Here is an 18,632-nt window from a genome sequence, read left to right as displayed (position 1 = left end):
TATTCGAGGGGTACCTCGAGAAGGTTAAAGATGTGGGGATGGAGATTTTCTCGCGCATTCCGAGAGTGACCATGGATATCTTTTCACTCATCCTTCATCTCATCCTAGCCCCGCTCATAGCCTTCTATATTTTAAAGGATTTAAGGTCAATAAAGGCCACCATGAGCGGTCTCATTCCCCGAAAATATCGCTCGGAAGCCCTTGAGATAATCCATAAGATCGATGTGGTGCTGGGAGGATTCCTTAGAGGACAATTTTTGGTGGCCCTCGCCGTTGGAGTCCTTTGTGGCATTGCCCTTACCATATTGAGAGTTGACTTCGCAATAGTTCTGGGCGTCATCACCGGAGTATTGAACGTCATTCCCTATTTCGGTCCCATTGCCGGAGGAGCCTTGGCTGCAATGGTTGCCTTGATAAAGTCACCCACTCTCGCCGTTTTAGTCATCATTGCCATGATAATAATTCAATTGATCGATGGAATGCTTCTTTCGCCCAATATCATAAGTCGGCAGGTTAACTTACATCCCGTGGTTGTGATATTCTCTTTATTGATAGGAGGGGTACTTTTTGGGATTATGGGGATAATTTTGGCCATACCCATCGCTGCGGCGGGCAAGGCGTTGGTCTATCATTTTCTGGAAAAATCCGGTGAACAGATGGGTGAAGTTTGATGAAAAGTAGTGAGATAAGAAAGAGATTCCTGGCCTTCTTTCAGGAACGGGGTCATGCGGTTTTTCCCAGCTCCTCTCTGGTGCCCGATGATCCTACCTTGCTCCTCACCGCTGCGGGGATGGTGCAGTTTAAGCCCATCTTCCAGGGTGAGATGAAACCAACCCACACCCGAATTACTACTTGCCAGAAGTGTGTTCGTACCAGCGATATTGAGCGGGTTGGTCACACGGCGAGACATTTGACCTTCTTTGAGATGTTGGGGAATTTCTCCTTTGGGGATTATTACAAGAGGGAAGCCATCGCTTGGGCGTGGGAATTTTTAACACAAAATTTGAAACTCGATCCGGGTAGAATGTGGATTACCGTCTTTGAGGACGACGATGAATCATTGGAGATCTGGAGAGGTGAGATCGGCATTCTCGAGGCTCGGATCGTGCGCATGGGGGAGGAGGACAACTTCTGGTCCGCTGGCCCTACGGGACCGTGTGGTCCCTGTTCCGAGCTGGTCTATGATCTGGGGGAGGACCGGAGTTGCGGGCGACCCGATTGCGGAATCCACTGTGATTGCGACAGGTTCCGGGAGGTGTGGAACCTGGTCTTTATGGAGTATAACCGAAACGAGAAGGGATATCTTGAATCTCTGCCCAAGAAGAACATCGACACGGGACTGGGTTTGGAGCGAGTGGCTTCGATCCTGCAAGATGTACCCACAAATTTTGAGACCGACCTTCTTAAACCCATAGTTGATAAAACCATAAACTTGAGTGGGATAAGGTACGGGAAGGACAAAAAATCCGATATCTCCGTTAAGATCATCGCGGATCATGTTAGGGCGATAACCTTTCTCATTGGTGACGGAGTTCTACCCTCAAATGAGGGGAGAGGTTACATCCTCCGGAGGCTCATAAGAAGGGCGGTCCGTCACGGTCGATTGTTGGGAATCGAGAGACCGTTCCTTCCGGATCTCGTTCAAATGGTCGTGGAATCCATGAAGGATGCCTATCCCGAGATCAAAGAGAGCCAAGAATTCATAATCCGCATTGCCGCCAGTGAAGAGGAGAGATTCTCCCAAACTCTGAGATCAGGTTTGAGCATTTTAAGTGGGGTCATTGGGGAGGCAAAATCAAAGGAGATGGATCGGATCGGTGGCGATATTGCTTTCCAACTCTATGATACCTATGGTTTCCCCCTGGAGTTGACCAGGGAGATAGCGGAAGAGGACGGATTATCCGTGGATGAGAGAGAATTTGATGAACTCATGGAGGAGCAGCGTAGAAAGGCACGGGCTGCTTGGCAAGATCGGGTTGCCAAGCCAAAGGAGGTCTATACGCAAGTTTTTGACCAATATGGCAAGGGTGAATTCATAGGCTATTCGCTGGAAAGCGTTGAGACGACGATTCAAGCTATAATCCGTGGCAGTGTGGTGGTACCTCAGGCTAAAGAGGGCGACGAGATTGAAATAGTTCTCAAGAAAACCCCCTTTTATGCCGAAATGGGAGGCCAAGTCGGAGATAGGGGGTTCATAGAGGCCTCTTCCGGTACGGTAGAAATAGCGGATACCCAGTCTCCCCTTCCTGACCTTTATGTTCATTTGGGGAAGGTGATTAAGGGAACCATTCGCTCGGGCCAAAAGGCTAAGGCCACCATCGATCTTAAAAGAAGAACGGAAATTTGTCGCAATCATACGGCCACTCACCTGCTTCACTGGGCGCTAAGGACGGTATTGGGCAAACACGTCAAGCAAGCGGGTTCCCTCGTGGATCACGATAGATTGCGATTCGACTTCACTCACTTTGCGGCCCTAAGTGATGGGGAAGTTTGGAGGGTCGAAAAACTCATCAACGATAAAGTTTTTGAGGGACACCCCGTCAAATGCTACACCACATCCTTTCAATTCGCCAAGGATATCGGAGCCATTGCCCTCTTTGGAGAGAAATATGGCGAATTTGTGAGAGTTGTGGAGATCGGCAATTTCAGCAAGGAGCTTTGTGGGGGAACCCATTTGGCGAACACGAGTCAAGTCGGACTGGTTAAGATAGTCAGCGAGGGGAGCATCGGAACAAACCTCAGGCGAATAGAAGCTTTAACCGCAAGTAGAGCTTTAGATTATATCCACGGCCGGGAGGAGATTCTCAAGGAGACCACCAACCTGCTGAGAGTGGGAACGATTCCCGAAATACCAGAGAGAATAACCGGCATACTGGCCACTCTTAAGGAGAGGGAGCGGGAGATAGAGTCCTTTGAGATTCAGCTCATTAAGCATCAGGTTGACACCCTTCTGGCTTCAACTCGCGAGGTAAATGGGATCAAAGTCCTCATAAGGACAATAGAGGCCAAGGATATGGAGAGTTTGAGGCGATTTGTCGATGTTTTAAGGAAGAGGATTAAGAGTGGTATCATGGTTCTGGGAGCTTCACATGGTGGAAGAGCCATGCTAATTGCCGCCGCCACGCCGAACCTAGTAGCCAACGGTTTTCACGCGGGTGATCTGCTCAAGAAAATAGCCCCCATCATTGGTGGTGGCGGAGGGGGTAGGGCAGATCTTGCCCAGGCGGGAGGAAAGAAACCGGAGAATATATCTCAAGCTTTAGATAAGGCTTTAAAATACATCGAAAAACATCTGCATAAAAAGGGGAAAGGCGGAGTTTAATGCGAAAGATGGGTCTTGACATTGGAGCGAAAAATATTGGAGTTGCCATCTCCGATCCTCTTTGCAAAACCTCCCAGGGTCTGACCACTGTTAAGAGGAGTAATTTTTCCCGCGAGGTTCGGAAACTTAAAGAACTTATTGAAAATTACCAGGTAGACGAGGTAATTGTGGGTATTCCCCTTAATTTAAATGGAAGTTCAGGTCCTCAAACCAGAATGGTCAAGAAATATGCGAAGAAGCTCTCCTCACAACTGGAGTTACCCATAAAGTGTTGGGATGAGAGGTTAACCACACTTTCAGCGAGGAAGGCTCTCCTGCAAGCCAATGTAAGGCGAGCTCAGAGAAAAATGGTGATAGATAAGGTCGCCGCCACCCTCATTTTACAGGGATATCTTGATAGTCTGCGCAGGGGGGAGGGGTTTAAATCTGCCCATTCCTAACTGGGGGGAGATTCGAGCGGGAAAATTTAGAAGGATTTTAGTCTCCGTCGTAGTGGTTTTCCTCTTAATCTTCCTTTATTTTCTCGCCCTTTATCGACCTCCCAAGGGGGGAGCGGTGGAATTGGTGATCAAACCCAAGACTCCGACCTCTAAAATAGCCCATCTTTTGGTCGAAAAGGAAATCCTGTCTGAACCATATCTTTTCCAACTCTTGGTGAGAATCAAGGGAATAAACATCTTGCCCGGTAAGTACAGGTTTAGAAGGGGAATATCCCATATAGAGGTCTTAAATATTTTTCTCAAGGGACCGCTCAAAAGAATTTTCATGGTTACAATACCCGAGGGATTCACCATCAATCAAATCGCAGGGAGAATTGGAGCCAAAACGGAGATAAATGCTGAGGAGTTCGAGCAGCTTGCGAAGAATGGTACTACATTGGGGATTTTTAATTATGATTTTCTAGAAAGTAATACCACACCCGGTTTAGAGGGCTATCTTTTTCCAAAAACCTATATCATGAGCGAAGACACCACCCCAAAACAATTTATAGATATGTTGCTCACCCAGTTTGAAAAGGAAATATCCTCCCTCAACTGGTCTGAAGCTGAGAAGAGAAATTTAACTTTCCATGACGTGATAACGATAGCCTCGTTAGTTGAAAGGGAGGCGAAGGTCCCCGAGGAGCGAAGTTTGATCTCGGCCGTCATATATAACCGCCTCAACAAGGGGATGCTCCTTCAAATAGATGCCACGGTTCAATATGCTTTACCGCGATGGAAGCCGAAGTTATCCAAAGAGGATCTGAAAATTGACTCTCCTTACAATACTTATCTACATCCCGGACTTCCCCCAGGTCCAATATGCAACCCCGGTTTGGGGTCCATAAGAGCGGCGTTAAACCCAGCGCAGGTAGATTACCTGTATTATGTGGTTACCGATCCAGGGGGGAGACATACTTTCACCAATTCCTATGAGGAATTCTTGGAGGCAAAGCGGAGGGCAAAAAGCACAAAATAAGAGGTGTTAAGAGTTGTTGAGGCTTCTTTGCCCAGGTAAATATTATGATTCGGTATGTGAGGTTGATTTGGCCGAGCTTAAACGCGAGGGTATCGAGGGTTTGATAATAGATTTGGATAATACCCTCGTTCCTCGATACAAGCGAGAAACTCCTCAGAGAATTCGTCGATGGCTTCAAGAGGCCATCCTCCAGGGATTTCGAATCTGCATCCTCTCCAATAACTGGACCACTCGGGCAAGTGAGATCGCTAGTCAATTCAAATTACCCCTCTTGGCTCCCGCGGGAAAACCCAGGCAGAGGGCATTCCTGAGGGCAATTAAAATGCTCGATGTTTCCCCTGAGCAAACTGTGGTTATTGGAGATCAGATATTTACCGATATATTAGGAGGGAATAGATTGGGGCTAAAAACCATTCTAGTGGTCCCCATAAGTCCCCAGGAAATGTTGCACACGAAATTTCTGCGCAGGCTGGAGAGACTAGTGCTTAAAAAATTGCGAGAAAGGAATTTACTTAAGAATAGCACAGAGTAAAGTTCGGGTGAGGTGGATGTTGAGAATCGATGGTCAAACAAGATTGACGGGAATCATCGGTTATCCCCTGCGATATACACTTTCTCCGGTGCTCCATAATGCGGCCTTTCAGCACCTGGGTCTGAATTGGTGTTATGTGCCCCTTCCAGTAGAGAGACCCTTTCTTCATCAGGCATTGGAGGGTGTAAGGGCCCTCAATTTTGTGGGGATAAATGTGACCATGCCTTACAAGGAGGAAGTCATCCAGTTTTTGGATGAGATCGCCTCCTATGCTCGGGTTGTGGGAGCGGTAAACACCATTCACGTGAAGGGACACAGATTAATCGGATATAACACGGATGGAAGGGGATTTTTAGCCTCCCTTCAAAGGGATGCGAAATTCGATCCGAAGGGGGAAAATGTCTTGATTGTGGGAGCGGGAGGAGCCGCTCGTTCCGTAGCGGTTTCTCTAGCCTTGGCGGGAGCAAGTTATATAGCCATAGTCAATCGCACCTTGAGAAGAGCACGTTCTCTCAGTCGACTTCTCCGGGAGAACTTTCCTTCCTGCGAAGTTGAGGCAATGGATTTCGAAGCCGATCTATCTCGCGTCTTTTTAAAGGCTGAACTGGTGATCAATGCCACTCCAGTGGGTATGGATCCGAAAAGCGGGAAACTTCCCTTCCCCATAGAGTTGCTAAATCCTAAGCATCTCGTGTGTGATTTGATTTACAGACCAAGGGAGACTTTGCTCCTCAAGATGGCCAAGGAGAAGGGAGCCCGTACCCTTGGGGGATTAGGCATGCTTCTCCATCAAGGTGCCGCAGCTTTTGAGATTTGGACGAATTTAGAACCTCCCATAGAGGTAATGCGCAAAGCTCTGGAGGAAGCTTTAGAGGAAGATCGCCATGGTGAGGGTTAAAAAGAGACTGGGCAAAATTTTGATAGAAGCCGGTCTCATCACGGAGGAACAACTGCAAAAGGCCTTAGAGTCCAGGGATAATAAATCGCTGGCGCGAACTCTCGTCGATCTTGGATACGTCACCGAGGGGGATATCGCAAAGACCTTAGCTCAAAGGATGCACCTCCCCTTCATAAATTTGGAGGATTACAAGATTAACCCCAATGCCGCAACCATAATTTCCGAGGAAGTGGCCCAGCGATACCTCGTCTTCCCCATCGATTTCGAGGGCGATAGGCTGGTCGTGGCCATGGCCGACCCTGCCAATGTCTTTGCCATCGACGACTTGAGGATCGTCACGGGTTACGATGTAAAACCCGTGGTGAGTACGGAATCGGGCATCCTCAGCGCAATCCATCAATACGCAAGGATAGATAAAACCATCGAGCAGGTGGCGGAGACCGTTGCCGCCGAAAGCGAGGTTCGCGAGGCCTTAACGGAGGAGCGAGAAGCCGAAGAAGCCCCCGTGGTCAAACTGGTCGATTTAATCATCACGGAAGCCGTGCGGGAGCGAGCAAATGATATCCACATCGAACCTCAGGAAAAAGACCTAAGAATAAGATATCGAATAGATGGCGTTCTCCATGAGGTCATGCGCTCCCCAAAGGGAATCCAACCCGGTCTCGTCTCTCGCATTAAGATTATGGCCGGAATGGACATCGCTGAGCGTCGCATTCCCCAGGACGGGCGTTTTGGCTTAACCCTCGATAAAAAATCGATTGACTTTCGGGTGGCAACTTTACCCACGATCCATGGGGAAAAAATCGTACTCCGTCTCCTGGAGAAGGAAAGTATCTTGATGGATCTCAATGACTTGGGTATGCTCCCAGAGAGCCTCGAGAGATTCAAATCCTCATTCACGAAGCCCTATGGGACCATCTTGGTCACTGGACCCACTGGGTGCGGTAAAACCACGACACTATATGCTGTTCTCAATGTTTTAAATTCACCTGAGAAAAACATCATCACGGTTGAAGACCCGGTCGAGTATAGACTTCCCGGCATCAATCAGGTTCAGGTGAATCCCAAAGCGGGTTTAACCTTTGCAACGGGACTCCGTTCCATATTGAGGAACGATCCGGATATCGTAATGATAGGCGAGATCCGTGATGTGGAGACGGCTATGATAGCCATAGAATCGGCACTCACCGGTCATCTGGTGCTATCCACTCTGCACACGAACGATGCTCCTTCATCCCTTACCAGGCTAACGGAGATGGGGGTGGAACCATTTCTTACTTCCTCCGCAGTGGACTGCATCGTCGCTCAGCGACTTGCAAGGAGGCTATGTAGCCATTGCAAGGAACCATATACTCCAGATCCAAAGATTTTACGAGATGTCGGTTTTCCTCTGAACGGGGATAAGGGGGTACCAACTTTATATAGACCCGGGGGCTGTGGCAAATGCGATGGAACGGGTTATAAAGGTAGGATAGGTGTATTCGAAGTCATGCTGGTGAACGAAACCATCGAGCGTCTTACCGTGGAAAAGGCTTCCGCTGAGGAAATCAGGAGAGTTGCCATCGCCGAGGGGATGAAAACCCTAAGGCAGGATGGCTTCGAGAAGGTGCGTCTGGGAATCACTTCCATCGAGGAGATAATAAGGGTCATAGTTTAATTGTTGGCTGGTGGCTGGCTTGTTGGCTAGAAACAAACCAGCAAATCAGCTAGCAAGCAAACTAAGGTGGAATGGATATGGTGACAAAATTGGATGAAGAACTCAAGGAAATCCTGATGAATGAGGGGATTGTGACCCCGGAGCAGCTGGTGAGGGCCGAGGAGGTTCAAAGGAAGAGTGGAAAATCTTTAGCCCAGGTCCTCATGGATATGAAATTAATTAACGAAGACACCTTAACCTCCGTCCTTGCGAAGAGGAAGGGTCTTTCCTTCGTTGATTTGGGAGATTATAAGGTCAATGCCAGCGCCGTAGCCATAATTTCGGAGGAGATGGCCCGGCGGTATCTCATCTTCCCCATCGATTTCGAGGGCGATAGGCTGGTCGTGGCCATGGCCAACCCCGATGATATCGTTGCCATCGACGACTTGAGGATCGTCACGGGTTACGATGTAAAACCCGTGGTGAGCACGGAATTCGATATCCTCTCCGCCATCAATCATTATTACAGAATGGGTGAGGCACTGGGACGGGAGATTGAAGGTATCATGGAGGTAGAGGAGGAAATCCCCGTAGAGAAAATTCACGAGATCGCCGAGGAGGCACCCATCGTAAAGCTGGTAAATTTGATAATCACCCGGGCGATCCATGACCGGGCAAGCGATATCCACATCGAACCCCAGGAAAAGAACTTAAGAGTAAGATATCGAGTGGATGGCGTTCTCCAAGAGGTCATGCGCTCCCCAAAGGGAATCCAACCCGCTCTCGTTTCCCGTTTTAAGATTATGGCCGGAATGGACATCGCTGAATGTCGTAAGCCCCAGGATGGACATTGTGGACTAACCGTTGGGGGGAAGGCTTATGACTTCAGGGTGGCCACTCTTCCCACGGTTCACGGGGAGAGGGTCGTTCTCCGTATTTTAGAGGAGGAAAGCATTCTGATGGATTTGGATGATTTGGGCATGCTCCCAGAGAGCCTCGAGAGATTCAAATCCTCATTCACGAAGCCCTATGGGACCATCTTGGTCACCGGACCCACCGGGAGTGGTAAGTCGACCACTCTTTATGCGGTATTAAATGTCCTCAATATACCGGAGAAAAACATCGTTACCATAGAAGATCCAGTGGAATACAGATTACCCGGTATCAATCAAATTCAGATAAATCCCAAAGCTAGCTTAACCTTTGCTAGAGGTTTAAGGTCAATCCTGAGGTCCTCACCCGACATCATAATGGTGGGCGAAATTCGAGATAGAGAAACCGCGCAAATAGCAATAGAAGCAGCCTTAACGGGACATTTGGTGTTATCGACCCTGCATACCAATGATGCTCCCGGAGCCATCACCAGACTTACGGAGATGGGGATTCCTCCATTTCTTATTTCTTCAGCCGTTGATTGTGTTCAGGCTCAAAGACTCGCCAGAAGATTGTGCAAGGAATGTAAAGAGCCCCATAATCCTTCCCCAAAAGCACTGAAGGAGATCGGTTTCCCCTTGGAGGGCGATGATGTACCCTCCCTTTATCGTCCCAAAGGTTGTAGCAAGTGCAATGATACTGGATATAAGGGAAGAATAGGAATCTATGAAATAATGTTGATGAGTGAGACCATTAAGCGTCTTACCGTGGAAAAGGCCACCGCTGAGGAGATCAAAGAGGTAGCCATCGCCGAGGGGATGAAAACCCTAAGGCAGGATGGCTTCGAGAAGGTGCGTCTGGGAATCACCTCCATCGAGGAGATAATGAGGGTCATAGTTTAAAATCCCGAATCTCGAGTTCCGAATACCTACAAAATTCCCTCCAGTATTTCACCCACTCCTCTCACGCAATTTGGGCAGCTCTTCGAGCTCACTTCGTTTAACGGCGTGCTCAGAGTCGCCTCTAGCCCACCCCTTCAGAGAAACATTTGGTGATTTATGACCCACTTATATTTAATGAATGCTGCGAATTTGCCGATAATATTGGCGATGTCACCAATAAGATGGGGGAATCCATGGAACTGACCGATCTATTAGAAGAGGTTTTGCAAAGAGAAGCATCGGATTTGCACCTTACGGTGGGAACTCCTCCCGTAATACGAATTCATGGAGATCTTATTCGCCTGGATTATCCCAAACTAACTCCCAAGGATACCAAGGAGATGGTTTATAGCATCCTTACATCGGAGCAGCGGGAGAAGTTGGAAAAGAATTTGGAGCTTGATTTCTCCTATTCCTTACCTGGGAAAGCCCGATTCAGAGTCAACATATATTATCAGCGAAATACTCTCGCCGCAGCTTTCCGTTTCATCCCTGTGGAGATAAAAACCCTTGAGGAGTTGGGTCTCCCGAAGGTTCTGGAAACGCTGGCTAGAAGACCAAGAGGTTTTGTGTTGGTCACTGGACCAACCGGTAGTGGAAAGACAACGACACTCGCCGCTTTGATCAACATCATCAATGAGACACGAAACGTCCATATAATGACCATCGAAGATCCCATAGAGTATCTCCATCACCACAAGAGGTCCATCGTTAATCAGAGGGAAGTTGGCTCGGATACCAAATCCTTTGCGAATGCCCTCAAGTATGTATTGCGTCAAGATCCCGATGTCATCTTAATAGGGGAGATGCGCGATGTTGAGACCATCGCTATTGCGTTAACCGCTGCCGAAACGGGACATCTAGTCTTTGCAACCCTTCACACTCCAGATGCTCCTCAGTCGATCGACCGGATCATCGACGTGTTCCCTCCGCATCAACAGCAGCAGGTACGGATCCAACTCGCTGGTACCCTGCAGGGGATAGTAGCTCAACAACTCCTGCAGACTCGAGATGGAAGGGGTAGAGTGGTTGCCGTGGAGGTTCTTTTTGCCACCCCAGCAGTTCGAAATCTCATTAGAGAGGCGAAAGCGCACCAAATTTACAACGTCATGCAAACTGGACAGAAATACGGGATGCAGACGATGGACCAAGCTTTAGCCGATCTTTACAGGAGGGGAAAGATATCTTACGAGATGGCTGTGGCCCGGGCAATCGACTCCCACGATATAAGGCAGCTTCTTGGTCGAGCGGGATAGGACGAATTCGGTTTGGAGGTGTAATCATTGGCAGCAACCTTTACCTATAGGGTTCGTGATGGACAGGGCAAGATAATAATGGGCTCCCTCGAAGGCGATAGCGAAATCACCGTTGCCAATAAATTGCGCCAAATGGGATACATCGTATTGGATATTAAGGAGAAAGCTGAAATCCCCAGTCTTGACGAAGCCCTTAGGCGCTTTAAAAGAGTAAAATTGAAGGATCTCACAGTGTTCAGCCGTCAGTTCGCCACCATGATAAATGCTGGTCTTTCCCTGACCAAATGCCTGGACATTTTGAGCGTGCAAACCGAAAATTCCGCCCTGGCCCAGGTGATTGCCGAAGTTCAGCACGATGTCGAGGCGGGACAGGCACTTTCCGATGCCTTGGCAAAGCATCCAAGAATTTTCTCTCCCTTGTTCATCAATATGATAAGAGCCGGAGAAACCGGTGGAGTCCTCGATGAGGTATTGCTTCGAATAGCCGAACATTATGAGAAGGAAACGGCGTTGAAGGGAAGGATAAAATCGGCGATGGCTTATCCCTCTGCTATGTTCGGCTTTTCCATGCTCATCTTATTTGCCATGATCACCTTTGTTGTTCCAATTTTTGTGAGGATGTTCGAGGGTTTGGGTGGCGAACTCCCTCTACCCACTCGGATTTTGCTGGCCGCAAGCCGTTTCATGCAAAATTTTTGGTACATAGGATTGCTCATCACCATAGCATTAGTTTATGCCTTCCGATGGTTTGGAGGGACCGAAACTGGTCGATTGCAGATCGATAGGATAAAATTACGCTTGCCCATCGTCGGACTCTTGGTTCGTAAGATATCCATAGCTAGATTTGCTCGAACCCTGGGAACCTTGGTCTCCAGTGGCGTCCCCATACTCCAGGCTTTGGACATTGTGGCGGAAACCTCGGGCAATGCCGTGGTTGCTACCTCCGTGAAGAGGACCAGATCAAGTATCAAGGAGGGTGAAACCATTGCGAGACCTCTGGAGGAAAGCACCGTGTTTCCCCCAATGGTGGTTCAGATGATCGCCGTTGGAGAGGAGACGGGAGCCCTGGACTCCATGTTGAATAAGATTGCCGATTTCTACGATTCGGAGGTTTCGGCCACGGTGGATGCGCTCACTTCTTTGATCGAACCCTTAATGATCGTGGTCATGGGAACCTTAATTGGAGGCATAATCATCTCCCTGTATATGCCGATGTTCAAGGTGATTACCCTGATTAAATAGTACCTGAATAAGCCCGTCTTTAAAATTAGGTTGGACCATTAACGAGTTGGTTTTGCACTTACAATTTGAGGGGGGTAAGTGCTTAAAAAGTGCCGGAGCCTAGCCTCGCCTATGAAAACTTCTTAAGCATTCTCAAAGCTTTGTAGCGAGGCGAGACCCGAGCGGTCTCCGGATAATGCAATTAAGTTTTTCTTGGCAAGTGTCGATATATTTTTAGAGGTACCTTGAAAAAGAGATAAGGGCAAACCCCGTGAGAGCGGGGGGCGCAAAGCTACGGGACTTGGTCTAAGTTAGCCGGGCTGCCTCATATGGAATACTCTTTAAGAAAACGCAAGCTACTTAGACCGCTTGCGTTTTCTTTTCTCGGAGGTGAGGTTGGAGCTCCAAATGCGATTTAAATTTTCTTATGCAAGGAGGTGAAAACAGATGATTAGGAAGGAAAGAGGTTTCACCTTGATCGAGTTAATGGTCGTCGTTCTAATCATTGCCATCTTGGTTGCCATCGCAGTTCCGGTATTCAACGTGGCACGTGAGAGCGCTCAAAGGAGAACTTGTCAGGCGAACTTAAGAACCATCGATGGAGCAATAACCACCTACAAGGCTACTGAAGATGTCTATCCCATCGTTGGCATAGCAGATGCGAATCAGGTGTTGGACGACACTCATCCTTTGGTAACGGGGAAATATCTCAAGGCTGCACCGAAGTGCCCGAAAGCTGATGCTTTCTACAATATTGATGAGACTGCAGATCCTCCATATGCGAAGTGTCCAGGTGGTTACAGTGGTCATTCGTACTAAAATTAGCCTAAAGGGGGAAGTGGCACCCATATGGTGCCACTTTTTTAATTTACTGTACTTTGGCAAAATTTAAGTTTGCGCAGCTTTTTACCTTTAAATTAAAAATTCAAAGTGAAAAATGGAAAATCACGATGTAAAATCCAAAATTATTCTCTTTTTTAATTTTTCTTTGTCGTTTTTCATTTTCATTTTTTCATTTTGCATTTACCACGAAAGACAAGTATTTAAGGAGATAAAAACAGTTATCTAGGAAATTTGCCAAACTAAAGTTAATTTATATGGTTAAATAATGGCGGCGAAGAGGTCGATAAAATTTAAAGGGTCATTGAATGGCTCTCGAAATGGAGGAGGAGATATGCTAAAGGGGATAATGGGATTGGTCTTTTTCATATTCGGATTAGCCGTTGGAAGCTTCTTGAATGTTTGTATTTACCGTCTTCCAAGGAAAGAATCAATCATTTTCCCCAACTCTCATTGTCCCCACTGCGGAGGAGTCATCAAGATTTATGACAATATTCCGCTTGTCAGCTATCTTCTGCTCAAGGGCAGGTGTCGTTACTGTGAAGGGCGGATATCCATTCAATATCCCCTGGTGGAACTATTGACTGGACTCCTGTTTTTATTTTGCTTCTTAAAATTCGGGCCGAGCACCAGGTTTTTATCGGCTTCATTCTTCACCTCCATTCTTCTGCTGGTCGCTGCCATCGATTTAAAGCATAAAATCATACCCAATAAGGTGATCTTGCCGGCTTTGGTGATACAGGCCATCTTGGTGATTTTGTCCAACCCTCAAGCGATGAGCTCCTCATTGATTGGATTTTTCATCGGTGGAGGATTACTGCTGTTGGTGGCATTATTGGCTCATCTTTTTTTGAGGAGGGAGGGAATGGGGGGAGGGGATATAAAGCTTGCAGCCTTTTTGGGTATATTCCTGGGCTGGTATGTGCTGATCGCTCTATTCCTTGGCTTTCTTTTGGGAGCCATTGCCGGCATTGCACTCATCATTTTCAAGGAAATGAGCAGGAGGGATATCATTCCCTTCGGTCCATTCCTTGCCCTCGGTGGACTCATAACTCTATTTTTCGGTCCTCAGATTTTCCACTACTATTTAAGCTTATGTTCTCTAAGATTTTTCCGTCTTTAGCTCCCCACCTGCGATGCCGATAAAAATAGCGAGCAATTTTTACAGAAAGTGGTGTGAGTGATGACACGAGGCGAGAAAGGATTTTCCCTACTCGAAGTTTTAGGGGCGGCGACGATCATCGCTCTCATCTTAATTCCAATATTCATCATGTTTTATGAAGGGATTGGGTTCGTCTCCTCCTCCAAGGATAAGAATCTTGCCACCAATTTTGCCCAAGAGAAGATGGAGTACCTGAGGAATAAAGCCTATGATGATCCCGATCTTCAAGACGGCACTTACTCGGATACAAGAACTGTAGGGGGTAAGATCTTTAATCGTGAGGTGACAATAGTCTCTTCGCCTTCTGAGATCACAAATTCGGATGCGGATATTAAGAGAATTACGGTTAAGGTGAGCTGGACCAGGGAAGGTCAAACGCAAGCCGTAACACTGGTAACTTACAGGACAAGGAAGCTATAAGCAGAGGCGAGGTTCATGCTGGCATATATTAAATCCAATGAAGAGAGAGGGTTCACTCTGGTGGAGCTACTTTTGGCTGGAGCTTTGCTCTTTTTGATAGTTGGGGCTCTATACGGTCTGTTAGTTCAAGGACTGGAGACCTGGAATCTTTCCGAGGGGCAAATAGATGCTCAACGGAGTGCCCGAATTGCCATGTTGAGGATAGCTCAAGAGCTGAGGGAATGCTATGAGGTTACGGGAATTACCGATTATAGCCTCACCATATCCGGATTGCAAATAGTTGGAGAGGGATTGTCCACAACCGATCCCGAACGGAGGGTCTATGGATCTCGATATTATCCATGGTTATCATCGGCACCTCCAACCATCTACAAAAACGGCATCCCCCGTCCGTCCAGCGAATATAGCGTAAATTATGAGGAGGGAACGGTTACCTTCAGTTATTCTCTGGCGGAAACTGATATCGTTCACGCCGATTATACCCATGATACGTCGGTGATTTACTCTCTATCGACGAGTGGAATTTTAACAAGGCAGGTTGATAGTTCAAGCCAAATTTTGGCCAGATATTTGATCAACCGGGATAAATCAGTTCCAGTTTTCAGGACGGATGATGTCAATCAACCCTACCAGATTTATATCACTTTAATCGTGGATAAAAATCCGGGTGAGCTTCCAAAGGAATATAGACTGGAGAACGAATGTAGGTTGAGGAAGTGATGGGAGGATTTATGAGATGGGAAGGTTGGTCGAGTTTCCGCTTAGATTGAAAATTTTAATCAAGGAAGAGGGATACACGCTAGCCTTTGCTTTAAGCGCCGCCTTGATCTTGATCCTTGTGGGGGCCGCCCTCATTTCTCTGACCATCAATGAGGCATATATGGTAATTCAGCATGCCAATTCCACAAAAGCTTATTACCTGGCAGAAGCTGGAATAAACCATGCCCTTTGGAGTTTAAACAGCAGCATGTCCGGCACGATTGGAAGCGAGACTACACCGGTTAATCTTGGATCGGGAAGCTATTATACGATTTACGATTCGAACACTGGGTTGCTCATTTCCGTGGGGAAAGTTACGGGAGTAACGAGGAGAATAAGGGTTCAAACCGTCGTGAATACCGTACCCGCTGCCTTCCAGCGTGCCTTGACCGCTGCTAAATCCAACGCCATACCCGGAAATGATGATGATCCCTCTGCGGAGGATAACGTCTTCATATACAATGATACAACGGAAACTACACGGGTTATGATCTACGGAACGGGGAGCGATGTTTTAAACATCCACGGCTGGGTCATAAACATCAGGGAACCGAGCACGAGTTCTGATTATCTCGGATATGCCTATGACGAAGACGGTGTGCGCCCTGAGGATAATGAATACGTTGCTGGTGTAAGGGAATTTCCCGACGCGCATTGGAAGGAAGCCACTTCCGCCGGTCCTCCGGGGCTACCCACATTTAGAACCGTCTTTTATGAACGGGAAATTCGCACGGCGAGCACTTACCCCGCCGGAAACCAAACCTGGACCGGAACAGTAACACTCACGGGGGGAAGCAAGACCTACATAAATGGGAATTTGACCATCGATTGTGCCACCGTAACCAGCACGAATACCTCCACGGTAACCACGATCGTGGCTTATGGCAATGTGACCATAAATAGCTCAAGCATCGGGGAGAAGATACAAATCATCGCCGGTGGTTGGGATGATGATGACCCCGATACGAATACGGATGCCTTGGTCATCCAAGGAACTAAACCAAAGCCAACCCAAATGGGAGCGAATACCGAGCTCTACAGCAATGCTCGAACGAGGGTTTACGACTATGTTTACTCCACCCAGTCCAGTCTGCTCTCCAGATATGTTATATTTCTGACTTCAAATACCAATGCGGGATCGACCGATACTGGAAGCCACATCGAACTCGAAGGGGTGGTCTTCTCACGGAGGGGAATCCGATTCCGTACCGAGGCGGATGGCCGAGAAATAGCGGTTATCGGGAGTATAATTGCGGGAGACGTCGATAATAATGATGGCCAGCTTTGGTTTGATAATATCAGAAGACGAGTCAAGTTGACTTTCAGGGGATCCGCCATGCCCTCAGAGTATCCAAGTATCTTTGGGATCATACAGGGTGTGACCCTCGATTACAGGACTTGGCGTGAGGAATAAGTGATTATTAAAGAAATGGACGGAAATGCCGATAAATTTCTGTGGAATTTTTAAAAAGGGAAATGCAAAATTTTATCGAATCAAGTAGTCGGTTTAAATAACAGATAAAAGGTAATGCCCCGCCCAAAGAGGGGAAGCAACACTGGTTTAAATCAAGTGGAAGTCATGATCGTAGGAGGAATCGTATTTTGGGCATTTTTCCATTTAGAATCCTTCCACCAATAGGTCTTGATATTGGAACGAATACCTTCCGAGCAGCTCAGCTGAAGGCCGCGCAGGGTTCACCCATCCTTATTAAATATGGCAAGGTAAAGGTCCCTATGGGAGCCGTTGTAGAGGGTGAAGTGGTCGACGTCGAAGCCGTTTCAAACTCCTTATTTAGACTCTGGAAGAATGCAGGTTTTGGTGATAAAAGAGTGATAATCGGTGTAGCCAATCAGAAAGTTGTTGTCCGCCTCATCGAACTCCCTTACATGGAGAAATCTGAGCTCAAAGGGGCCATTCAGTATCAAGCTCAGGAATTCATTCCAATCCCCATTGAGGAGGCCATTCTCGATTTCCAGGTGGTGGGCGAATTCACTACGGAGAATAATGAGCGGATGATGGAAGTGCTCCTTGTAGCTGGGCAGAAGGACATGATCCGGAACAATGTCGCCGCCGTTGAGGGGGCTGGATTAAAACCAGTGGTAATCGATGTATCTTCCTTCGCCCTCGTGCGCTCGCTCATAGGTGAGTCACCCATCATTCCTGAGGAAGGGGAGTTGGAGGGAACAGCGACAGCTTTGATCAATATAAGTGCAGGAATCACCAATATCGTCGTTGTAGAGCGGGGAATACCGAGATTTACTCGGGTGACCTCTCTGGCGGGAAATGATTTCACCCGTGCCATAGCTGATGCCTTGAACGTATCCTTCGACGAAGCCGAGGATTTGAAAGTCGAAATCGGGCTACCTCCCTTGAATAAGGAGTCAAAATCCAAAAAGGTTAAGTCTGAGATGGCTGATAAAGTGCCACTGGTGCAAGAGGTTCTAGTGAAAGAAATAAATAATTTTGTGACCGAGGTCCGACGCTCTTTCGATTATTATCTCGCGCAAGCCAGGCAGGTCAAAGGCATTGGGAGAGTTATTTTAAGTGGAGACGGATCGAAACTAGAATACCTCGATCGTTATCTAAGTCAGGGCTTACAAGTGGGTGTGGAATTTGGTCATCCTCTGAAGGGATTTCAGATCGATCCCAAATTACCTCAAGAGGAGCTCATGGCTGAAGAACTTTCTCTTGCCATCTGTCTTGGTCTTGCTCTACGGGGGTTCGAAAGATGACAAACATCAATTTATTACCTCCGGAAATCCTTGGAAAGAGGAGAGCTGAAAGAATCCTGGTTTACTCATTCGTGGGGATAGTGGTCCTCGTTTTTATCTTATTTTTTGTATATACCATTAATGCCTGGGTCATCGGTCAGGAGGAGCGAGAACTCTCCGCAATTAAGATCGAAAATCAAAAGTTAGAGGAGGTAATCGCGGAGTATGAAATTTATGAGAAGAAAAAGGCTGAGGTTGAAAAGTGGGAGGGAATCCTCAAGACCGCAATGGAAGGCGAGGTATCGTGGTCAAAACTACTCAATGAAATTAGTATGGTCATACCGAGCGATGTTTGGTTGACTTCTTTCAAGGGGGACATGAATGCTGGAATCAATTTCCAAGGTTACACCTTCACCCATAATTCGGTGGCAAAATGGATGGTCAGGTTGAAGGAAATTAAACATTTGACCGAGATTTGGCTCAATGCTTCGGAAAAAACAGAGGTAGAAGAGCAAGAAGCCATCCAATTTGAGACGACTTCTCAATTAAAAACGGCGAAGCCTTCCGTTCCTGCCCCGCCTAGGAATTCGGGAGAGTGAGGG

General features: G+C 47.4%; 17 protein-coding genes and 1 riboswitch. All 17 genes read left to right on the top strand.

Annotated features, from left to right (window positions below; translation table 11 throughout):
* Positions 1–671 (top strand): AI-2E family transporter (locus tag AB1466_01095; GenBank protein MEW6188699.1); only part of this gene is annotated, 671 nt, incomplete at its 5' end.
* Positions 671–3,322 (top strand): alanine--tRNA ligase, encoded by a 2,652-nt coding sequence (gene alaS / locus AB1466_01090; GenBank protein ID MEW6188698.1) that lies wholly within the window; start codon positions 671–673, stop codon positions 3,320–3,322. The genes AB1466_01095 and alaS, both read left to right, overlap by 1 nt.
* Positions 3,322–3,762: a Holliday junction resolvase RuvX gene (gene ruvX, locus AB1466_01085; GenBank protein ID MEW6188697.1), complete on the top strand. Its 441-nt coding sequence runs from the start codon at positions 3,322–3,324 to the stop codon at positions 3,760–3,762. Before alaS ends, ruvX begins: the two co-directional genes overlap by 1 nt.
* Complete coding sequence (gene mltG, locus AB1466_01080) at positions 3,716–4,780, top strand: endolytic transglycosylase MltG (protein ID MEW6188696.1); 1,065 nt, start codon at positions 3,716–3,718, stop codon at positions 4,778–4,780. The genes ruvX and mltG overlap by 47 nt, the downstream gene beginning before the upstream one ends.
* Before the next feature lie 13 nt (positions 4,781–4,793).
* A complete protein-coding gene (locus tag AB1466_01075; protein ID MEW6188695.1) occupies positions 4,794–5,312 on the top strand; it encodes a YqeG family HAD IIIA-type phosphatase in 519 nt (172 codons plus the stop codon).
* A gap of 16 nt (positions 5,313–5,328) precedes the next feature.
* Positions 5,329–6,210, top strand: coding sequence for a shikimate dehydrogenase (locus AB1466_01070; GenBank protein MEW6188694.1), 882 nt, complete (start codon positions 5,329–5,331; stop codon positions 6,208–6,210).
* Complete coding sequence (locus AB1466_01065) at positions 6,197–7,867, top strand: ATPase, T2SS/T4P/T4SS family (GenBank protein MEW6188693.1); 1,671 nt, start codon at positions 6,197–6,199, stop codon at positions 7,865–7,867. The genes AB1466_01070 and AB1466_01065 overlap by 14 nt, the downstream gene beginning before the upstream one ends.
* Before the next feature lie 77 nt (positions 7,868–7,944).
* Positions 7,945–9,621, top strand: coding sequence for an ATPase, T2SS/T4P/T4SS family (locus AB1466_01060; protein ID MEW6188692.1), 1,677 nt, complete (start codon positions 7,945–7,947; stop codon positions 9,619–9,621).
* Between the two features lie 149 nt (positions 9,622–9,770).
* Positions 9,771–10,916, top strand: coding sequence for a type IV pilus twitching motility protein PilT (locus AB1466_01055; protein ID MEW6188691.1), 1,146 nt, complete (start codon positions 9,771–9,773; stop codon positions 10,914–10,916).
* A 27-nt stretch (positions 10,917–10,943) separates the two neighbouring features.
* Positions 10,944–12,158: a type II secretion system F family protein gene (locus AB1466_01050; GenBank protein MEW6188690.1), complete on the top strand. Its 1,215-nt coding sequence runs from the start codon at positions 10,944–10,946 to the stop codon at positions 12,156–12,158.
* A gap of 230 nt (positions 12,159–12,388) precedes the next feature.
* A riboswitch (cyclic di-GMP riboswitch) is annotated at positions 12,389–12,465 on the top strand.
* Between the two features lie 119 nt (positions 12,466–12,584).
* The gene (locus AB1466_01045) at positions 12,585–12,956 is read left to right on the top strand and encodes a type II secretion system protein (protein ID MEW6188689.1); all 372 of its coding nucleotides are present in this window, start codon (positions 12,585–12,587) and stop codon (positions 12,954–12,956) included.
* 355 nt (positions 12,957–13,311) lie between these two features.
* Positions 13,312–14,100 carry a prepilin peptidase gene (locus AB1466_01040; protein ID MEW6188688.1) on the top strand — a complete coding sequence of 263 codons (789 nt, stop codon included), beginning with the start codon at positions 13,312–13,314 and terminating at the stop codon, positions 14,098–14,100.
* 60 nt (positions 14,101–14,160) lie between these two features.
* Positions 14,161–14,559 carry a prepilin-type N-terminal cleavage/methylation domain-containing protein gene (locus tag AB1466_01035; protein MEW6188687.1) on the top strand — a complete coding sequence of 133 codons (399 nt, stop codon included), beginning with the start codon at positions 14,161–14,163 and terminating at the stop codon, positions 14,557–14,559.
* A 15-nt stretch (positions 14,560–14,574) separates the two neighbouring features.
* Positions 14,575–15,279, top strand: a complete 705-nt coding sequence (locus AB1466_01030) for a prepilin-type N-terminal cleavage/methylation domain-containing protein (protein ID MEW6188686.1) — start codon at positions 14,575–14,577, stop codon at positions 15,277–15,279.
* A gap of 16 nt (positions 15,280–15,295) precedes the next feature.
* On the top strand, positions 15,296–16,732 hold the full coding sequence (locus AB1466_01025; protein ID MEW6188685.1) for a hypothetical protein: 1,437 nt from the start codon (positions 15,296–15,298) through the stop codon (positions 16,730–16,732).
* A 188-nt stretch (positions 16,733–16,920) separates the two neighbouring features.
* Complete coding sequence (gene pilM, locus AB1466_01020; protein MEW6188684.1) at positions 16,921–18,051, top strand: type IV pilus assembly protein PilM; 1,131 nt, start codon at positions 16,921–16,923, stop codon at positions 18,049–18,051.
* Positions 18,048–18,629: a PilN domain-containing protein gene (locus AB1466_01015; GenBank protein ID MEW6188683.1), complete on the top strand. Its 582-nt coding sequence runs from the start codon at positions 18,048–18,050 to the stop codon at positions 18,627–18,629. The genes pilM and AB1466_01015 overlap by 4 nt, the downstream gene beginning before the upstream one ends.
* Positions 18,630–18,632: the final 3 nt, after the last annotated feature.

Source organism: Actinomycetota bacterium (genome assembly GCA_040755895.1).
Taxonomy (GTDB): domain Bacteria; phylum Actinomycetota; class Aquicultoria; order Subteraquimicrobiales; family Subteraquimicrobiaceae; genus Subteraquimicrobium.
Note: the sequence above shows the minus strand (reverse complement) of the source record. Positions and strands in the feature narration are given on the sequence as shown.

Bases quoted from the DNA above. Each gene is read 5' to 3' on its own strand.
- AB1466_01070 (MEW6188694.1), top strand. From the start codon at position 5,329: ATGTTGAGAATCGATGGTCAAACAAGATTGACGGGAATCATCGGTTAT.
- AB1466_01040 (MEW6188688.1), top strand. From the start codon at position 13,312: ATGCTAAAGGGGATAATGGGATTGGTCTTTTTCATATTCGGATTAGCC.
- AB1466_01060 (MEW6188692.1), top strand. From the start codon at position 7,945: ATGGTGACAAAATTGGATGAAGAACTCAAGGAAATCCTGATGAATGAG.
- AB1466_01030 (MEW6188686.1), top strand. From the start codon at position 14,575: ATGCTGGCATATATTAAATCCAATGAAGAGAGAGGGTTCACTCTGGTG.
- AB1466_01045 (MEW6188689.1), top strand. From the start codon at position 12,585: ATGATTAGGAAGGAAAGAGGTTTCACCTTGATCGAGTTAATGGTCGTC.
- AB1466_01025 (MEW6188685.1), top strand. From the start codon at position 15,296: ATGGGAAGGTTGGTCGAGTTTCCGCTTAGATTGAAAATTTTAATCAAG.
- AB1466_01065 (MEW6188693.1), top strand. From the start codon at position 6,197: ATGGTGAGGGTTAAAAAGAGACTGGGCAAAATTTTGATAGAAGCCGGT.
- AB1466_01015 (MEW6188683.1), top strand. From the start codon at position 18,048: ATGACAAACATCAATTTATTACCTCCGGAAATCCTTGGAAAGAGGAGA.
- ruvX (MEW6188697.1), top strand. From the start codon at position 3,322: ATGCGAAAGATGGGTCTTGACATTGGAGCGAAAAATATTGGAGTTGCC.
- AB1466_01035 (MEW6188687.1), top strand. From the start codon at position 14,161: ATGACACGAGGCGAGAAAGGATTTTCCCTACTCGAAGTTTTAGGGGCG.
- alaS (MEW6188698.1), top strand. From the start codon at position 671: ATGAAAAGTAGTGAGATAAGAAAGAGATTCCTGGCCTTCTTTCAGGAA.